This window comes from Bradyrhizobium sp. 6(2017) (assembly GCF_011058295.2).
In the GTDB taxonomy this organism is placed as follows: domain Bacteria; phylum Pseudomonadota; class Alphaproteobacteria; order Rhizobiales; family Xanthobacteraceae; genus Bradyrhizobium; species Bradyrhizobium septentrionale.
Genome location: NZ_CP049289.2, coordinates 2,425,523 through 2,441,106, shown reverse-complemented (window position 1 = coordinate 2,441,106; position 15,584 = coordinate 2,425,523). Strand labels below are relative to the sequence as shown.

Here is a 15,584-nt window from a genome sequence, read left to right as displayed (position 1 = left end):
TTCCGTTAGTAAGTGACGGTCACCGTCAGCGTGTCGCTGTATCCACCGGCCGCCGGTGTCGACTGAGGCGGAACACGACCATAAACGGTGATCGGTTGAGGAGCGCCGGTTCCGGTCCCAGCCAACGTGTCCGTTCCAATAGTGGTGCCCCAGACCAGACTGCGCGCGGCATCACGGTAAACTGAATAGGTGACCGTTGCCGCTGCTGTTCCGGTCATCTGGCGTGCTGCGACTGTCGCGCCGGCGCCGTTCCCCGCGCTGATGCCGACGGTATAGGGCGTTGTATTCGTGCACTGAACGGAGATCGTGCTCTGGGCATCGACGTTCGCGCTGAGAACGCCCTGCGATCCAAACGCCAGATCGGTCGCCGACTGGACGATGCAGTTCGACTGGATCGTGATCGTGACCGTGAACTGCCCCGTCGCAGTGGCGGCGTGGGCAAGTTCAGGCACGAAGATCGCGGCTGCTATTAGGAGCGCGCTCGTCCAGACCGTTGATGGCGGCCAGGCACGGTGACGGAAACATTGATTCATGGGCGAACGCTCGCGTCCCCCCTGCCGGTACAGACACTATGGCCTAGTATCGCTGAGAAGGACTGGAAGCACCTACCAGGATTGGTTGGTGCCGATCTAATGTGGCCTGGGGCAAATGCGCCATGGCGACTGAATTAGATTCGAATTTTGATGTGATTGAGCGTCACCGCGAGCTTTCCGCGCAACACGCCGCCGCGGTATCGGTATCCGCGAAACTTGTCGCAGGTCCCGAGTTTGATGCCGAGTTCTATTCCCTGCACGCGCCGGAGGTCGAATGCATCGGCAAGGGCAAGGCGCATCGGCCTTACGAGTTAATGGCATGGAGCACGCCCGCTCTCAGCGGCAACGTGGAGCCCGGCGGGGCCGCAGCAGGAGCGTAAGCCAGGAAGTTAGTGACTGGCTCCAAAAAAGGAATAGGGGGAGCAAAGCGAGCCGGATCAACGACAGCGATGATAAGCAGAGATGGTCTTTGAAAAGAGCTGGTCCCGGTTGTTTGGACAGCGCCCCGCGAAAATTAAGTGGATTCCTGCCGGGTTATGCTGAAGGCGGGGCTTTACGAGTTTGCTGTGGCGTCGGGAGGGCGTAAGCCCGACCAGAGCCGCAGCAAAATCGTTGGCGACGATCATGCGGCCGTCACCATCGTTTGCGCGCCGAAGTAAGCCTTGTCGGGCGTGCGTTCGTCAAGGCTCGAGTGAGGACGTCCTCGATCAGAATATCGTCTCCATCGTGATCGATACGCGATGGACCAATACCCGTCGGCTGAACACATCGACGACCGCCGCCAGGGACGAATCCACGTCGCATCGGAATGTAGCTGATGTCCATTGCCCAGACCTGGTTCGGCCGCTCGATCTTCAATCCGCGCAATAGGTACGGGTAGATCTTGTGGCCCGGTGCGGGCTTGCTCGTGTTCGGACGGCGATAGATCGCCTCGATCCGCATGCGCTTCATCTGCGTCGCGACGTGGCGGCGGCCACCCTGCATGCCCTCACGCTGCAACAGCGATCGCAGCATGCGCGCCCCTGCGAAGGGATAATCGAGGTGCAGCTCATCGAGCCGGCGCATCAAGACAAGGTCCTCGGCCGAAACCGGCCGAGGTTCATAGTAAACCGTACTGCGGGCACGGTTCATTGGGGGGCGCTCGTCTGAGCTCACCGAACTGGTGGAACATGACAAACAGCGCGATCATTCCGGCGCCCAGCTCAGCGATGGCTTGACTGACCAACAGCCCGTTGAAACCCCATATGACCGGGAATAACAGTACAGCCGGTGTGAAGATATAGCCCTGCCTCGCCAAGGACACGACCGCACTGAGGCGTGCCCTCCCGAACGACTGAAGCATCGTCGTCACGACACTGTGGATGCCAAAAAGCCAAAAAAAAGAGGTGGAAAACGATGCAAGTTGAGACCGCAATTTCTGTGATATTGTCGCTATCACTAAACTGCCTGACCAAAGGACGGGCACAAATCACAATAGCCGCAGAATACGCGATGGAAAAAGCAACAGTCATGGAGAGCATGAACTTCGCGGCCTTCAATACGCGGGCAAAGTCGCGTGCGCCCCAGCTGAAACCCAGCACAGCGTGAGAGCCGATACAGAAGCCGGCGATAGGCAGTGCGCCAATCGTCAACAATCGCATAGCTATTCCAGCGGCCGCGATGGACTCGTCGCCGAACGGCGCAGCAGCCCTGTACATGAGCATAAGGTAAACGGCAGATACAATACCGGTCATGGTCGCCGGCGCCCCTATGAGCGCGAGCTGTTTGATACGATCTGCGCGCAACGAAATGTGAAATATCCTGACGAGGACTATCCCGCGAAGCTTGGCAAAATAAGCGATATAGAGGCAGATAGCAGCGATCTGAGATAACAGCGTTGCGAGGGCTGCGCCTCGCACACCGAGATCCAGTAAGAATATGAAGATGGGATCGAGCATAGCGTTGAGTGTGAACGCGGTAATCATCGTCCACATGCTCAATCGTGTATTGCCCTCGGCTCTGACGATGAAGCCGTTGACGATGTTTAGAAGCATCAGGGTGTACCCGAACAAAAGGGGCGCCGCGTAGTCGAGCGCCATGGGCATAATGGTTGGAGTAACCCCAAGCGTTACGAAGATCCCTCGCAGGTTTAGAAGCAGAGCGATCGTAAGCATCACACCGATCGGAGCGGCGAGCGCGAGTGCAGTACTCGCGCCTCGACTCGCCTCCAAGTACTCGCCAGCGCCAAGCTGACGAGATATGAACGACGCTGTTCCGACGCCGAGTCCATGTCCGACTGCCGTGAGCAGGACCACGATCGGAAAGGCCATGCTGACAGCTGCGATCGCCTGCGCGCCAAGTGCGCCGACAAAGATCGCATTGACGACCTGCTGTAACGCGTTGATCGATAAGCCAACAATAGACGGAATGGCGAGCCGCAGAATAAGGCGCGAGAGATTTGTGTCAAATAGATCGATGTGCTGTCGTTTCTTTAGCATCGCGTCGCGATCGCTCTCGACTTCCGCATCCGGCTCATTCATGGATGAATGTGTGGCCACCTCTTTTGAGTTCGCTGATCGTTTGCATCAGCTCTTGTTGCAACACCGTGCAAAGATTGCGGGTCACCTCATAGCCGACCTTGGCTGGATTATACTTGGTTTCAATCCGGAGATGGCCGGCTCGATATCCGACACTAAACCAGAACAGGTAATTTAGGGCCGCGGGGTCCATGTCCTGGCCAATCCAAAGTGGAGAGGGCTCCTGGGAAAGGAGACGGCGTGGAAAATGGCGCTGCAAACCCGGTCGATAATTCAACCCAATTGTGGGCAAGGGCAGGCGATCGATCCGGGTCCGCACGTCTGGATCTCGGTTTAGGTATTTCAAGGCCCGAAAGCCTATTCCCCTGCGCGGCAGGGCGTTGCGCTGACGATATATTGAACGAGCACGGTCGGCGCGGGGCTCCGTTCCGGTGAGACTTAAGGCGAGCGGAACAAACTCGCCGATGAAGCCGATGATCTGGGATGGATCGATATCGTCAAACAGCCGACCTCGGGTCGAGGTAAGGGTATCAATCCAAATCGAATAGTTGTCGAAAACGCGTCCAAAGGCGCCAGATATACCGGCAAGAAACACGTCAAAGTCCGCACAATGCGCCGATTTGGCTGCAATATTGAGAAGATCAGCTGTCGCTTCTTTGTCAATCTCCAGATGGTACTTAGCTTGATCTTCCCAAAGCGATCGGCAATTCGCTTCATCGATGCGACCTTCAAGGTGTGCATAGTGAAGCTCTCTTGCCGCCTCATCAGAAAAGCTCGCGCCGCCCGATGAAGTGTCCCTGACGTGCAAATTGAACTTACCGTAATCAATCCCCTCCCAGTATCCGAGTTCGGACGGCGCTTCGCCGTTCGCGTAGTGTTCAAGGCGAGTCAGCCATGGTGAGAGCATTTGAATGTTCTCGGGATCAAGTGCGGCATGGCCTGAGGCAGCGGCGTCGTACGCCGCATCCAATACTTCCAGGAACAATCGATAGCCTGTCCCCTCCAGGACGAAATGATGTACCAGGACCAGCAGATAGTAATCGCCGCTTTCTGATGTACGGAACACCGTGACGTTCAAAAGGAGCGTCTGGCCGTCAAACCGAAATATGCGTTGACGTCTTGCTGAGTTGTTTTCGATTGCCTTACGCTGCTCTAGGCTGGTCATGCCGACAAGATCGATCTCCTCTACGAGGCGTTCGGCGACAGAGGGGCCGATTGTCAGACGTAGACCATCGTCGGTTCGGGCAATGCGGAGTCTGAGACCTTCGTGCCTATACACGACTTGGGCAAGGGCGCGCTCCAGCGTTTGGATATTCAGGATGTCGCCGGGCAAGAAGAACAGGCCGCCGATGGTGTAGTGCTCATCCAAGCCGATAACACGGTTCGAGAATGAGATTACGGGGCTCACTGGCAACGGCCTATCCGCGCAAGCCGAGCTATGGAGCGTAGCCGCCCCTCCGTCTGCCGCCAACTTCCTGATAGTCGGTGTTCGATAGATTTGGGCGACAGTGAGCGTCAGCCCGGCTTTGCGCGCCAGCGTGACGCAGCGCACGCTCAGGAGAGAGTTTCCCCCGATATCAAAGAAGTTTTGATCGATTCCGACAGAGCTGACGCCTAACAAGTCCTGCCAGATCTCGGCAAGAATAAGCTCCGCGGTCGTGCGGGGCTCAGCAGATGGACCAGGGCCAGCCTCGCGGTAAGAAACGGTCGGCAGGCGAGCTCGATCTATCTTGCCGCTAGCCGTAAGCGGGATGCTGTCAACCAAACGGAATGCGGAGGGAATCATATAGGACGGCAAGGTATGGCGCAGGAGAGCAACAATATCTCCCGAGCCCAGACTGTCGCGTACGGGCACCACGATAGCGGTCAAGCGGCCGTGGTCCTCAAGGCCTTCTGCGAAGACCGCCGCCTTTGCAATGCCCGGATGAGACTCAAGGGCCGCTTCGATCTCCTCCAGCTCTACGCGAAAGCCCCGTAGTTTGATCTGGTTGTCCGATCTTCCGCAAATCTCAAGAAGGCCGCTGGTTGAGATGCGTGCGATATCGCCAGTGCGACAAAGAATGCTGTATTGTCCATTATCATAAGGATTTGACACGAAACAGCGGCTCGTCCGATCTTCATCCCCCCAGTATCCAGCGCTTACGCAGCGTCCCGCGACGCCGAGCTCGCCGGCTGCTCCGACCGGGACTCTCTTCAAGTGGGCATCGAGCACGTAGAGTTTGACGTTGTCGATTGCGCGCCCAACGGGAACGAGCGACGAGCCGTCGTCAGTATCCGATGTATCGTAGACAGCTGCATTGGATGCACATTCCGTAGCACCATAGAAGTTCCACAATGGCACGTTCGGAAAATGCGCGCGCCAGCGAACGGGGGCCAGGACGGCATTGGTTCGGCGCTGCTTGTGACCAACCGCAAGGTGGTCAGTTGCGGATTACGGTCCTGGGAAGCAATGAGGCCGGACAGCAGTGCCGGTGAGGCAAATAAGCGTGTCACGCGATGTCGCGCCAAGACGCACAACAATAGATCTGGATCAAGCAGCTGCTCTTGAGTCAGGATCAGTGCGGGCGCGCCTCGCAGAAGCCCCCCAAAGTACTCCCAAGCGGAAGCAACAAGTGACGCGGATTTTTGGACAACTATTACATCGGTATTGTCGAAGGGAAAGCGTCGCCACATTCAGTTCAGTCGATTGAGGATTGCCGATTCCGGTATAGGAACCCCCTTCGCTGTCCCGGTTGAGGACGACGTGTATATAAGGTTTGCAATTCCCTGATCTGATGGTTTGCCGCTGCACTCGCCACCGTTAGCGGACACGTTGCACCCTTCTAGGGTCGATAGACAGACCGACGGCAAGTCAAACCCAGGGTCGACGCTATTTGCGTGAACCAAAAGCCTTGCCTGACTATCTCGCAGGATATGTTCGATCCGATCACGAGGATAATCTGATGATATAGGGACAACAATGGACCGCAAGGCGCGTGCCGCCAGAATAATAGCGGCCGCGTCAGGCGACCGGTCGACCAGCATCGCGACCATATCGCCTGTCCCGACGCCGGAGGCCCGTAGTGACGACCTGATTGCTGTTACGCGCTCACGTAGCTGGCGAAATGTAATCTCGCCGAAATCACCGAAATATGCCACTTGGTTGCGATTGGAGACGCTGACTTGCTCGAATGCTTCGACAAGCGGACATTCAGCCTCATACGGTTGCGCCGAGCCATTAAGCGACTCCTGCACAGCGATGTCTGCGGCGCTGAGACAGCTCAGATCCATGATGGGCGCAAGCGGCTTCTCAACGCAGGCCGCAATGAGACATCGCAAGTTGTCGGCCATGCGGGCGATCAGATCGCTGGAAATTATGTCTTCCGCATATGCGAGCTGAAGAGCAATTTCATCGCCGTGATCTTGTGCGTACAGTGTCAGATCGAATTTTACATAGCCGGTCTCATACTCGCGGAATGTCAGATCCAACCCATGTTGGCCAGGCGGCTCTGCCGCCTCAGAATACATGTTGAACATGGCTTGAAAGATCGGTGATCGTCCCGCTTCGCGATATAGCCGGGTATCCCTCACCATCCAGCTCAACGGATATGCCGAATTTGCGATCGCATCGCTGACCAGCCCCTGAACGCGCAAGGCATGATCCTCGAACGATCGGCCGACATCGATCGCGGTGCGGATTGGCAGCATATTCAGGAAGAAGCCGACGACTTCGGCGCTGCCAGGTTGGTCGCGGACGACATGCGGGATGCCAACGATAATATCGTCCTGACCGACATACTTCTGTAGCAGCAGCTTGAAGCACGCGAGGAGTGTTGTCGAGGTGGTGCACCTATGCCGCCGTGCAAACTCCCGTACCTGATTGGAGAGCTCACTGCCAAGTAACAACGCTTGCGAGGCGCCCCGGTGGGAATTTGTCTGCGCCCGCGACCGCCCCGTTCCAAGCGAAAGAACCGGTGGATCATCGCCAATCTGACGACGCCAATAGCTACGTTGGCCGGCTAACGCCTCTAACGTAAGGTGTTGCTGTTCCCATATCGCGTAGGTCGAGAATGACGCGCGGTTCTCAGGCAAAAACGCCCCGGCATCTACGTACCTTTGTCGAAGGTCTCTGAGCAGAACCGAGATCGACCAGGCGTCGATGATAATTTCATGAGCGGTGATCAGGATCAGATGGTTATCAGCGCCAAAACGGATCATGCGCGCGCGAAACAGGTGGCCTTGACTGAGATCAAAGTTGCTGTTCAATTCTGTCTGCCGCAACTCCGCGATGAGTTCCTCAGCGTCCTTCGCTGTGAGATGAGATGCATCAACCAAGTCTAGATCTGCGCATTGCGGAACATCAAACAGCTGAACCGGACCGTCATCGTCGATAAAGCGCGCCGAAAGTGCCTGATGGGAATGAACGACGTCGGTCCAGGCGCGATTGAACGCGGCTGTATCAATGTTGCCCCTTATTCGCAGGCCGCCTTGAATGATGTAGTTCCTCGCGGACGGATCGAGCTGCGAGAGGAACCAGAGATGCTCCTGAACCCTCGTCAGAGGCGATCGTATCAGCTTTCCGGGCGCCGGAGCTTTGCACGGCTCGGAGCCGAGTCGGGCCGCGATCGCAGCCGCCAGCGATCGGATCGTTCCATTCAGGACCAGCCTGAAATCCACTCTCAGTCCGAGCGTGGTATGCAACTGGCTCAATATAAGCATTGCCCGGAGCGAGTCCCCCCGAGGCTTATGAACTCGTCATTTACGCCAATGTTCTCAATGTGCAGAACGCCGGACCAGATCTGACTGAGCTGGGCTTCGAGCTTTGTTTGTGGCGCCTCGAATGGCGTCGGCAATGAGGGGCGAATACTGGTCGGGTCTGGCAATGCGCCTAAATCGATCTTTCCGTTTCTGGTTAGTGGAATGGCACCGACGAGGATGATCCTCTCCGGGAGCATGTACGTGGGAAGCGCTTCAGCAAGAAAGGTCTGAAGTTCGTCTTCCGCCACGTCAGTCGGAGCGGAAACATACGCGATGAGTCGTTTCGATGCGGCGGCGTCCTCCGCTGCGTGGGTTATGTCCCTTGCCGTAAGCTTTGCGCCGGTGCGGACGGAGGCAACCGCGACAGCGCCGCGTACCAAATGGTGAGCGCAGAGGCGGGCTTCGATTTCTCCCAGCTCAATTCTGTGCCCGCGGATTTTGACTTGACGGTCCCGTCGACCGAGACATTCCAGAAAACCATCGGAGCGAACGCGCCCGAGATCACCTGTCTTGTATAGGCGCCGGAACGAGGGATTGTTTGAGAACGGGTTGGGCCCAAAGGCATCCCTGGTGCGGACATCGTCATTGACGTAACCGGCAGCAACGCCAACGCCGCTAACACAGAGTTCGCCGACCTCTCCGGTGCCGCACAGCCGCGGTCCGTCAGCGACATAAACCGCAAGGTTAGAAATCGGCTTGCCGATCGGCACATAGAGGTCAGCCGGCGCAGGGGGTGCAGAAACCAGATGATGTGTCACGCCGTCCGCGCATTCGGTCGGGCCGTAGTGGTTGAGAATCGGGATCCGGGGGTATAAAGCAAGCCACGCGCGTGCCAATCCGGGCGTTAGAGGTTCTCCGACCGTGGAAATAATCCGCAAACCGTCCAGAGCTCGTTCGGCAGCCGCAAGTGACTGCAGATGCTCAACAAATCTCGCGAGCATTGACGGGACGAATTGAGCCACCGTTACGCCGCATCCTTGAATGGCTTTGAGAAAGCCGCCTGGCGACTTCAGTGTCGCTTCATCAATGATCGCGATCCTGGCTCCGACGCAAAGCCCTGCCAGAAGCTGCCACAGCGAGATGTCAAAGCAGTGCGATGCAGTCTGCGCGATACAATCCGTCCGTGTGAGACGCAGGCCGTCGATTTTTGCCATCAAGTGATTGTTTAGGGCTGCGCGCTCGATCATTGCGCCCTTTGGCTGGCCCGTTGAACCAGACGTAAACAGAATGTAGGCAAGTCGATGCCCGCGCGATGATGGCGCGACAGACGAGGTCTGGCCCTCGCATAGCGCCGCCGCTATCGGGATGAATTGCGTGGCGCCGTTGCTGCTCGCAGAGAGTTGGTTAGGCCAATCCTGCCGGTCTGGGCCAATGATCAGAGCGCAGCGGCTCTGCTCGATCATGAATGATGTACGCGAGGCCGGTAATGATGGATCGAGTGGCAGGTACGTTGATCCGGCCTTCAAGATGGCGACAACTGCCGTTGCCCAGTCGAAATCTCGCTTGCCCCAATAGCCGACCACCGCGCCCTGAGCGCCATGCTTTTGCAACGTCCTTGCGAGGGCATCCGATCTTAGTCGCAGCGCCTGGTAGGTAAGTTCGGCTCCGCCGTAGCTCAGCGCGCCCCTCTCCGGAGCCGATCTTGCAAAGCGATCGAGCGCCGTGATCGCGTCGATCGGTTCGCGGTCCACAAATTGAGTTGTGCCGGATTGGGTTTCGGTAAGCATACGCGTCTCGCCATTCATCGCTTTTCTGCGGCCCTTAGATCAAAAAGTTGTTTGGAGCTCACCGCATTCGATGCAGCCGTTTGGCGGCAAATGCCCCTCGCTTGGTGGATTTGACCCAGCCAGCTCTCAGCATCAGACGTGCCAACTTTGCCGAAGAGACAGATTCGTATGCTTTGCGCGGACCGGGCGTGCCGCCTCTCGTTTCAGTGTCTGGCCGCGAACATGGGCTGTCCTCAACCGAATGCGGTCATGTCAGGTTATTGCCATCAACTCTAATCGGATAGGGCGACGGTATGAACAACTCGTCGTGTGAGCTAAAAACCGAATACAGTCGAGCCAGATTGCGCGGGTCACCCTCGGCGCTATGCCCACTCGACCATACCGCTTCGATCTCGCCTCCGCACCTTTCGGCGCGGTCGTTTCCCCCAGTGATGGTGTAGCTCGGAAGAGCAAAGCCGCCCGGTACGCGCGCCTCAAATAGCGCCGTAGCGGGCGGGCGGCTTTGCGGTAGTCACCGGCGATTCGCCGGGAGGATCGGGTTGCGACATGCCAACGCGACCGAGGAACCACCGATGACCGACGATATGATGAACCTGCGCACGCTCGTGGAGAAGACCGCTGATGCCGATCTGTTGCGCGAGATGATCGGCTTTGCCGCCCAGCGGCTGATGGAGCTGGAAGTCGAAGGCCAGACCGGAGCGGCCTACGGCGAGAAGAGTCCCGAGCGTCTGGCCCAGCGCAACGGCTACCGCGACCGGAGCTGGGAGACCCGCGCCGGCACGGTCGAACTTCGCATCCCCAAACTGCGCAAGGGCTCCTACTTCCCGGGCTTCCTGGAGCCGCGCCGCATGGCCTAGAAGGCGTTCACCGCCGTGGTGCAGGAAGCTTATGTGCAGGGCGTCTGGACCCGCTCGGTGGACGATCTGGTGCAGGCGATGGGGATGAGCGGCATCTCCAAGAGCCAGGTGAGCCGGCTGTGCGGCCGCATCAATCGGGCCCAAAAGCCGCAGTCTCACGGACGGGCTAGCGGCTCTGCACATTGATTTTGACAGGTTGGGTGCGGCAGTCAGATTAGCTCGGGCAGGAGTTTCGGATCAATGAGGACCTCGATGCTGCGAGGCGTCCTTGGCTGCCGTCTGATAAGGCCGGCGCGTTCCAGCGTCAGCACCATCTGATTCATCTTCGGATCCGCGGGAATGCCCTGACCTTAAGAGGAGAGCGGCGGGCTCAATTGGTCAGCGCAACACTCTATTCAGCGTGCTCACGATCCCGGACTGCGGCTCGTCGTCCTTTGTGCGGCATCAGTCCAGCAGGCATTCGCTGAACGCGTGCAGCGGAGCTGTTCGATCGCGGTCAGCGGCCTGCTCGAAGGCAAATCGCTCGCCGCCGAATGCCGGCCGCATCTGGTCGAGCCAGGTTGCGCCGGGATCGAAGGCGGCAAAGAACACCATCTGGTTCAACCGCGCGTCCCGTGCCTGAAGGAAGTCGCAGACCAGAATCTGCTCCTGCGGATCGGCCGATGGCGCGCCGGCGCCGCCGTTGCGCAACACCGCGGGCTCCTGACGATCCACCAACTCGCTGCGTGCGACGACGCCCAGGATTCTGATCTTTCCGGGAAGCACGGACATCGTCGGCCCTTGCGCCGCGCGCGCGAGGCCGGAGACGTTCGCGGCGGCACGCCGGAAGATCTCGTGGGCGCGGACCAGCGGCACGGAGAAATAGTCGCGAGGGCCGGTGTCTCGCTCGATGAACATGTAATAGGGGATCAGTCCGAGCCGCACGCCGGTGCGCCATAGCTCCGACCACAGCTCGGGTGCATCGTTGACGTGACGGATCAGCGGCGCCTGCATTCTGATCTGGGCGCCGGTGTCGCGGATGCGCCGGATCGCCTCGCGGGCGAGCGGTGACTGGAGTTCGACCGGATGAGTGTAGTGCCCCATGATGGCGAGATGGCGGTTTGCCGCAGCAACCTGCTCGAACAGTCTGAGGCAATCGTCGGCGTCGGCATCCGACACGAACCTGTGCGGCCAATAGGCGACCGATTTGGTGCCAATCCGGATGTTCTGGATGTGCGCCAGCTCGGGAGCCAACAGCGGTTCAATGTAGCGCCGGAGCGTTCGAGTTGCCATGATCATCGGATCGCCTCCGGTGATCAGGACGTCGGTGACTTTCGGGTGCACCCGGAGATAGGCGACGAGGTCGGAGGTGCTCCTCGCTTCGATCCGCATCCCTTGCACGCCGACAAACTGCGCCCAGCGGAAACAATAGGTGCAGTAGGCGTGGCAGGTCTGCCCCTGGGCCGGAAAGAACACCACGGTCTCGCGATATTTGTGCTGCACGCCCGGTAGCGGACGGCCGGCGAGCGTCGCCGTGTTGTGGGTGAGCTGGCCGGCGGGATGCGGGTTGAGGCGGCGGCGAATTCGCTCGACCGCACGCGCCATCACCTCGGTATCGTCGGCGCTTTCCACCAGGGTTCGAACGTCGTCGAAATCAGCCTCCGACAGCATGCCACGCTGAGGAAACACCAGCTGAAAGATCGGATCGTCCGGCACCCGCGACCAATCGATCAGGTTCTCCACCACGTAGCGGTTGGTCCGGAACGGCAGCACCCGCGCCACGATGTCGATCTCGTGACGAAGCTGCGCGTCGAGTCTCTGCCACTCGGGCAGTTCGGGAAGGTTGCTGCGGCCGATCGCGTGATAGTGGGTCGGCTCTGTCGAACCGGACATCGTCACAGCCGTCATGGTCGCCCCCCGAACAAGCCGTCGCTTCGCCGTCGCGCCAACCAAAGCGTGGCAAAGTCTCTCCGAGCCATCCCCCCGCTCCGCCCCCGCCGCTTCAGCATGGCCTTATTCGCGGATCGGTGTTTGGTTCGCCGGATCATGCTCTCAGTTTCCATTTCATCTCGATCTTCGATCGGACGGTCCCGATTTTGCAGAACCGCCTCAGGCCAGTCTCTGGGCGATGTAGGCGGCACCAATCGCGCCTCGCACCTGCGGATTGTCGACGATGTAGATGCTGGTCTGCAGTTTATCTTCGAGGGCGCGGACCACGCCGCTGTTGAGCGCCACGCCACCGCTCATCCCGACCGGCCCGCTGATTCCGACCTGGCGCAGCAGCACGACCGCGCGCTGGGCGATCGAGTCGTGAACGGCCCGGACGATGTCAGGCACCGGCGTTCCGACGGCGACGAGGGAAACGATTTCGGTTTCGGCAAATACCGCGCAGGTGCTGCTGATCCGAAGCGGGTTGCGCGCCAGCGCCGAGGCTTCGCCGAGCTCGGAGAGTCCGATGCCCATCGCGCGCGCAGTCACCTCGAGAAAGCGTCCGCAGCCGGCGGCGCATTTGTCGTTCATAACGAACTGTTCGACGCGCCCGCCGTCGTCGATGCGGATTGCCTTGCTGTCCTGGCCGCCGATCTCAAGAATAGTCCGGATGTCCGGGTTCCTGAGATGCATGCCGATTCCGTGGCAGGTGATCTCCGAAACGTGCTTGTCGGCGAACGGCAGATTCTCCCGCCCGTACCCCGTCGAAACGACGAACTTGACGTCGCCTCGCCTTAACCCGGACGCCGTGAGGACGTTCTCAAACGTCGTCTCAGCGGCTTTGCGGTTGGTGCCTCCGGTCAGGACCACGTCGAAAGCCACCACCTCGTCGTTCTCCATCAGGACCGACTTGGTCGACAGCGAACCGATATCAATACCGAGCGTAATCATCGCGTTCTCTCATTCACTGCAATGTTTCCAGAAACGCATCGACGCGGTTCTTGATATGGGGGAAGGCGTAATTGTTGCGATCGACGGGATCGATGCTGATCGTCAGGTTCTTGATTCGCTTGCGCGCCGCCAGAGATCGGAACGTCGGACCGATGGCCATCATGTTTCGGCACCCCCAGGTGTTGGCGATGATGTATCCCTCGACCTGGTAGGCGTCGGTGATGTGGTCGAGGTCGCATTCCATTCTTTCCGCGTTCCAGTGATAGCGGATCGCGCGCTCGGCGATGCTTCGCAGCGGCTGCTCTTCGTCGAGCGCCATCAGGTTCGCTTCCCACAGCGGCGCCCAGTACAGCACGTCGACGGACCGGCCGAGATGCCGAAGCAGCTCGTCGGAGTCACCCGGGGTCTGGCCGATCCACATCACACGCGGGCGCTTCGGCGCCGTGGTCTCCGCCAGCACCACCGCCTCCTCGTACAAGGTCTTGCAGAGATCGATGTTCTCTGGCGCGCCGAAATAGTTCATTCCGAAGATCTCCAGAAGCTCGCGCGCCACGCCGGGCAAGGCGTGGCGTTCGAGCAGCAGAGCCGCTTTGCGGTAGTACTCACGGGCGCGATTCGAATTCACGATGCTGCTGCGCAGGCACTCGGGATCGGGATCGGACTGAAACACCCCGGCGATCCGGGTCAGCATGATTTCGATCTGCTGGACGAGATAGTCGAGCGCATCCTGATCCAGCAGATTCGGCGTGTGCAGCGCGAAGGTCGGCACCCCGTAGCGCTTGCCGGACATAAAAATGGTCTTGAGAAGCCCCTCGCAGGGCTGGTCGTTGGTGAGCACGAAATTCGGCCGCGGATAGCATTCGGCGAGCATCATCCCGAACGGCCCCCGAAGGAACGAGCAGATGTCGCGGGACAGCTCGCGCTCCTGGGTGAGCCGAAACACCTGGTCGATGTCGAGCGACTGGGCAAGCATGTTCGACATCGACTCGATGTTCCACGGCAGAACACCGGCGGCGAAGACGATCTCGGTCGGGAATTGCTCGGAAACATAAGCCACCTTCGCATCGGCCCTATACGCCTCGGCGATCCGGTCGCAGTTCACGACCGACCGCATCCGGGTCGCGGCGAGGGCCGGCGCGGCCTCTTCCGATGGCGCCCGCTGGCGTCCGATCAGACGCAGCATGTTCTCGTATTGAGTAGCGCGCTGCTGCGCGATGTTGTCCAGGTCCATCTCGCCTCCTCAGAAAAATCGCGGCTCCAGGAACGTCTCGATACGCGTCTTGATACTGGCGATATTGCTGCCGTTGTGCTCGCCTTCAATGAACAGAACGGGGATCTCGCGCAATTTTTCCTTGATGTAGGGGTAGTCGTGCAGGTTGGTGTCGCAAAATTTCAGGGCGAAGTAGATCACCGATTCCACGCGATAGTCCCGCACTAGGTCGAACAGGTGCCGCACCCGAATGTCGGTATCGATGCAACGCGCGCTGGTGTGCTTTTCGAGATAGTAGTCCGCGATGGCCGCCACCGGCTCCGCGTCGGCATCGATCTGTCCTTCGAAATACTTGACCCCATTGCTGATATCCCCGCAGACGATGTCGGCGCCGGTGGCCTCGATGACCTCCACGATCGCCGGCTGATCGAAATAGCTGCCGCAAATCAATACCCGGTGTCGCTGCCGGCCGGCCCGGGGTTGCTGCGAAGCGGCGGAGTCGAGCAGCGCCGCCAGGCGATCGTTGAACTCGTCCTTCAAACCCGTTGTTGCTGCCTTCACGAGGTCGATCGACTGCTGTCCCGTCAGCAGCGGGCCGCCACGCTTGTTGCCGTCGTGCAGCCGCTGCATCAGCTCGCGTGTGCGGTTGCACCGCGCGATGCCGTCACGCAGCGCGCCCTCGCCGATCGGCCGGCCGTAGCGCTGCTCCAGCCGGCTGATCAGCTTGCGGAGCTGACCGGCGAAGAACGATTTCGACAATGGGCTCGCATCGTTGGGAAGTTCGAGGAACCAGCTTTCACAACCGGGAACGGTCCGAGCCCAGGTCTCCCACAGCCGCTTGCGCATATCGCAGGCATCGACGAACACGACCGCGTCCGCGAAGCTGTACACGCCGGCGAGCCCCTCGCCGAAACAGCTCAGCACGTAGGAGCAGTAGTTGCTGCCAAGATGCACGCTCGCCCCGTCGGTTTCGGTGCTGTACTCGCCGGTCAGCCGGAACGGGATCGCGCCCGCGGCCAGCAGGATTTCCTCGGGGGTCTGAATCGACAGGTAACCGATCTTCGGCCGATCGATGCCGGCGAGGAGCGCGAGGCGATCGCGGTGCAGGTCGAGCACATCCTGGATCGCGGCGGCGATGGAATCGT

General features: G+C 59.5%; 10 protein-coding genes and 4 pseudogenes. 2 read left to right on the top strand and 12 right to left on the bottom strand.

Features of this window, described 5'->3' with window-relative positions; genetic code table 11:
- Positions 1-5: 5 nt before the first annotated feature.
- Positions 6-533, bottom strand: coding sequence for a Csu type fimbrial protein (locus tag G6P99_RS11580; RefSeq protein ID WP_051346803.1), 528 nt, complete (start codon positions 531-533; stop codon positions 6-8).
- A 122-nt stretch (positions 534-655) separates the two neighbouring features.
- Here G6P99_RS11580 and G6P99_RS11575 point away from each other — a divergent pair, with 122 nt between their 5' ends.
- Positions 656-913 carry a hypothetical protein gene (locus G6P99_RS11575; RefSeq protein ID WP_165123026.1) on the top strand — a complete coding sequence of 86 codons (258 nt, stop codon included), beginning with the start codon at positions 656-658 and terminating at the stop codon, positions 911-913.
- Between the two features lie 330 nt (positions 914-1,243).
- Here G6P99_RS11575 and G6P99_RS11570 read toward each other — a convergent pair.
- From G6P99_RS11570 to G6P99_RS11540, 7 genes and pseudogenes are all read right to left on the bottom strand, one after another.
- Positions 1,244-1,655 (bottom strand): annotated as a pseudogene (locus tag G6P99_RS11570) (IS3 family transposase); the annotation flags it as partial.
- 80 nt (positions 1,656-1,735) lie between these two features.
- Positions 1,736-3,052 carry an MATE family efflux transporter gene (locus tag G6P99_RS11565; RefSeq protein WP_246709510.1) on the bottom strand — a complete coding sequence of 439 codons (1,317 nt, stop codon included), beginning with the start codon at positions 3,050-3,052 and terminating at the stop codon, positions 1,736-1,738.
- Positions 3,045-5,144 carry a condensation domain-containing protein gene (locus G6P99_RS11560; RefSeq protein ID WP_334262134.1) on the bottom strand — a complete coding sequence of 700 codons (2,100 nt, stop codon included), beginning with the start codon at positions 5,142-5,144 and terminating at the stop codon, positions 3,045-3,047. Before G6P99_RS11560 ends, G6P99_RS11565 begins: the two co-directional genes overlap by 8 nt.
- A 90-nt stretch (positions 5,145-5,234) precedes the next feature.
- A pseudogene (locus G6P99_RS11555) lies at positions 5,235-5,390 on the bottom strand (hypothetical protein); the annotation flags it as partial.
- Positions 5,391-5,485: 95 nt separating this feature from the next.
- A pseudogene (locus G6P99_RS11550) lies at positions 5,486-5,722 on the bottom strand (hypothetical protein); the annotation flags it as partial.
- On the bottom strand, positions 5,723-7,705 hold the full coding sequence (locus G6P99_RS11545; RefSeq protein WP_246709508.1) for a condensation domain-containing protein: 1,983 nt from the start codon (positions 7,703-7,705) through the stop codon (positions 5,723-5,725).
- Positions 7,706-7,734: 29 nt separating this feature from the next.
- Positions 7,735-9,531 carry an amino acid adenylation domain-containing protein gene (locus G6P99_RS11540; RefSeq protein ID WP_246709507.1) on the bottom strand — a complete coding sequence of 599 codons (1,797 nt, stop codon included), beginning with the start codon at positions 9,529-9,531 and terminating at the stop codon, positions 7,735-7,737.
- A 554-nt stretch (positions 9,532-10,085) separates the two neighbouring features.
- On the opposite strand from G6P99_RS11540, the pseudogene G6P99_RS11535 reads away from it, so the two are divergent.
- Positions 10,086-10,505, top strand: a pseudogene (locus G6P99_RS11535) (transposase); the annotation flags it as partial.
- 309 nt (positions 10,506-10,814) lie between these two features.
- Here the strand turns inward: G6P99_RS11535 and G6P99_RS11530 are convergent.
- The 4 genes from G6P99_RS11530 to G6P99_RS11515 all read right to left on the bottom strand — a co-directional run bounded on the left by G6P99_RS11530 (position 10,815) and on the right by G6P99_RS11515 (position 15,555).
- On the bottom strand, positions 10,815-12,257 hold the full coding sequence (locus G6P99_RS11530) for a KamA family radical SAM protein (protein ID WP_165128195.1): 1,443 nt from the start codon (positions 12,255-12,257) through the stop codon (positions 10,815-10,817).
- 201 nt (positions 12,258-12,458) lie between these two features.
- On the bottom strand, positions 12,459-13,178 hold the full coding sequence (locus G6P99_RS11525) for an acyl-CoA dehydratase activase (RefSeq protein ID WP_246709506.1): 720 nt from the start codon (positions 13,176-13,178) through the stop codon (positions 12,459-12,461).
- A 64-nt stretch (positions 13,179-13,242) separates the two neighbouring features.
- Entirely contained in the window at positions 13,243-14,460 is a 1,218-nt protein-coding gene (locus G6P99_RS11520; protein WP_029084256.1) for a 2-hydroxyacyl-CoA dehydratase family protein, read from the bottom strand.
- Positions 14,461-14,469: 9 nt separating this feature from the next.
- Complete coding sequence (locus G6P99_RS11515; protein ID WP_334261990.1) at positions 14,470-15,555, bottom strand: 2-hydroxyacyl-CoA dehydratase family protein; 1,086 nt, start codon at positions 15,553-15,555, stop codon at positions 14,470-14,472.
- Positions 15,556-15,584 lie beyond the last annotated feature (29 nt).

Excerpts from the sequence above, each read along its gene's own strand:
- G6P99_RS11530 (WP_165128195.1), bottom strand. The coding sequence starts at position 12,257 with ATGACGGCTGTGACGATGTCCGGTTCGACAGAGCCGACCCACTATCAC.
- G6P99_RS11540 (WP_246709507.1), bottom strand. The coding sequence starts at position 9,531 with ATGAATGGCGAGACGCGTATGCTTACCGAAACCCAATCCGGCACAACT.
- G6P99_RS11525 (WP_246709506.1), bottom strand. The coding sequence starts at position 13,178 with ATGGAGAACGACGAGGTGGTGGCTTTCGACGTGGTCCTGACCGGAGGC.
- G6P99_RS11565 (WP_246709510.1), bottom strand. The coding sequence starts at position 3,052 with ATGAATGAGCCGGATGCGGAAGTCGAGAGCGATCGCGACGCGATGCTA.
- G6P99_RS11580 (WP_051346803.1), bottom strand. The coding sequence starts at position 533 with ATGAATCAATGTTTCCGTCACCGTGCCTGGCCGCCATCAACGGTCTGG.
- G6P99_RS11520 (WP_029084256.1), bottom strand. The coding sequence starts at position 14,460 with ATGGACCTGGACAACATCGCGCAGCAGCGCGCTACTCAATACGAGAAC.
- G6P99_RS11575 (WP_165123026.1), top strand. The coding sequence starts at position 656 with ATGGCGACTGAATTAGATTCGAATTTTGATGTGATTGAGCGTCACCGC.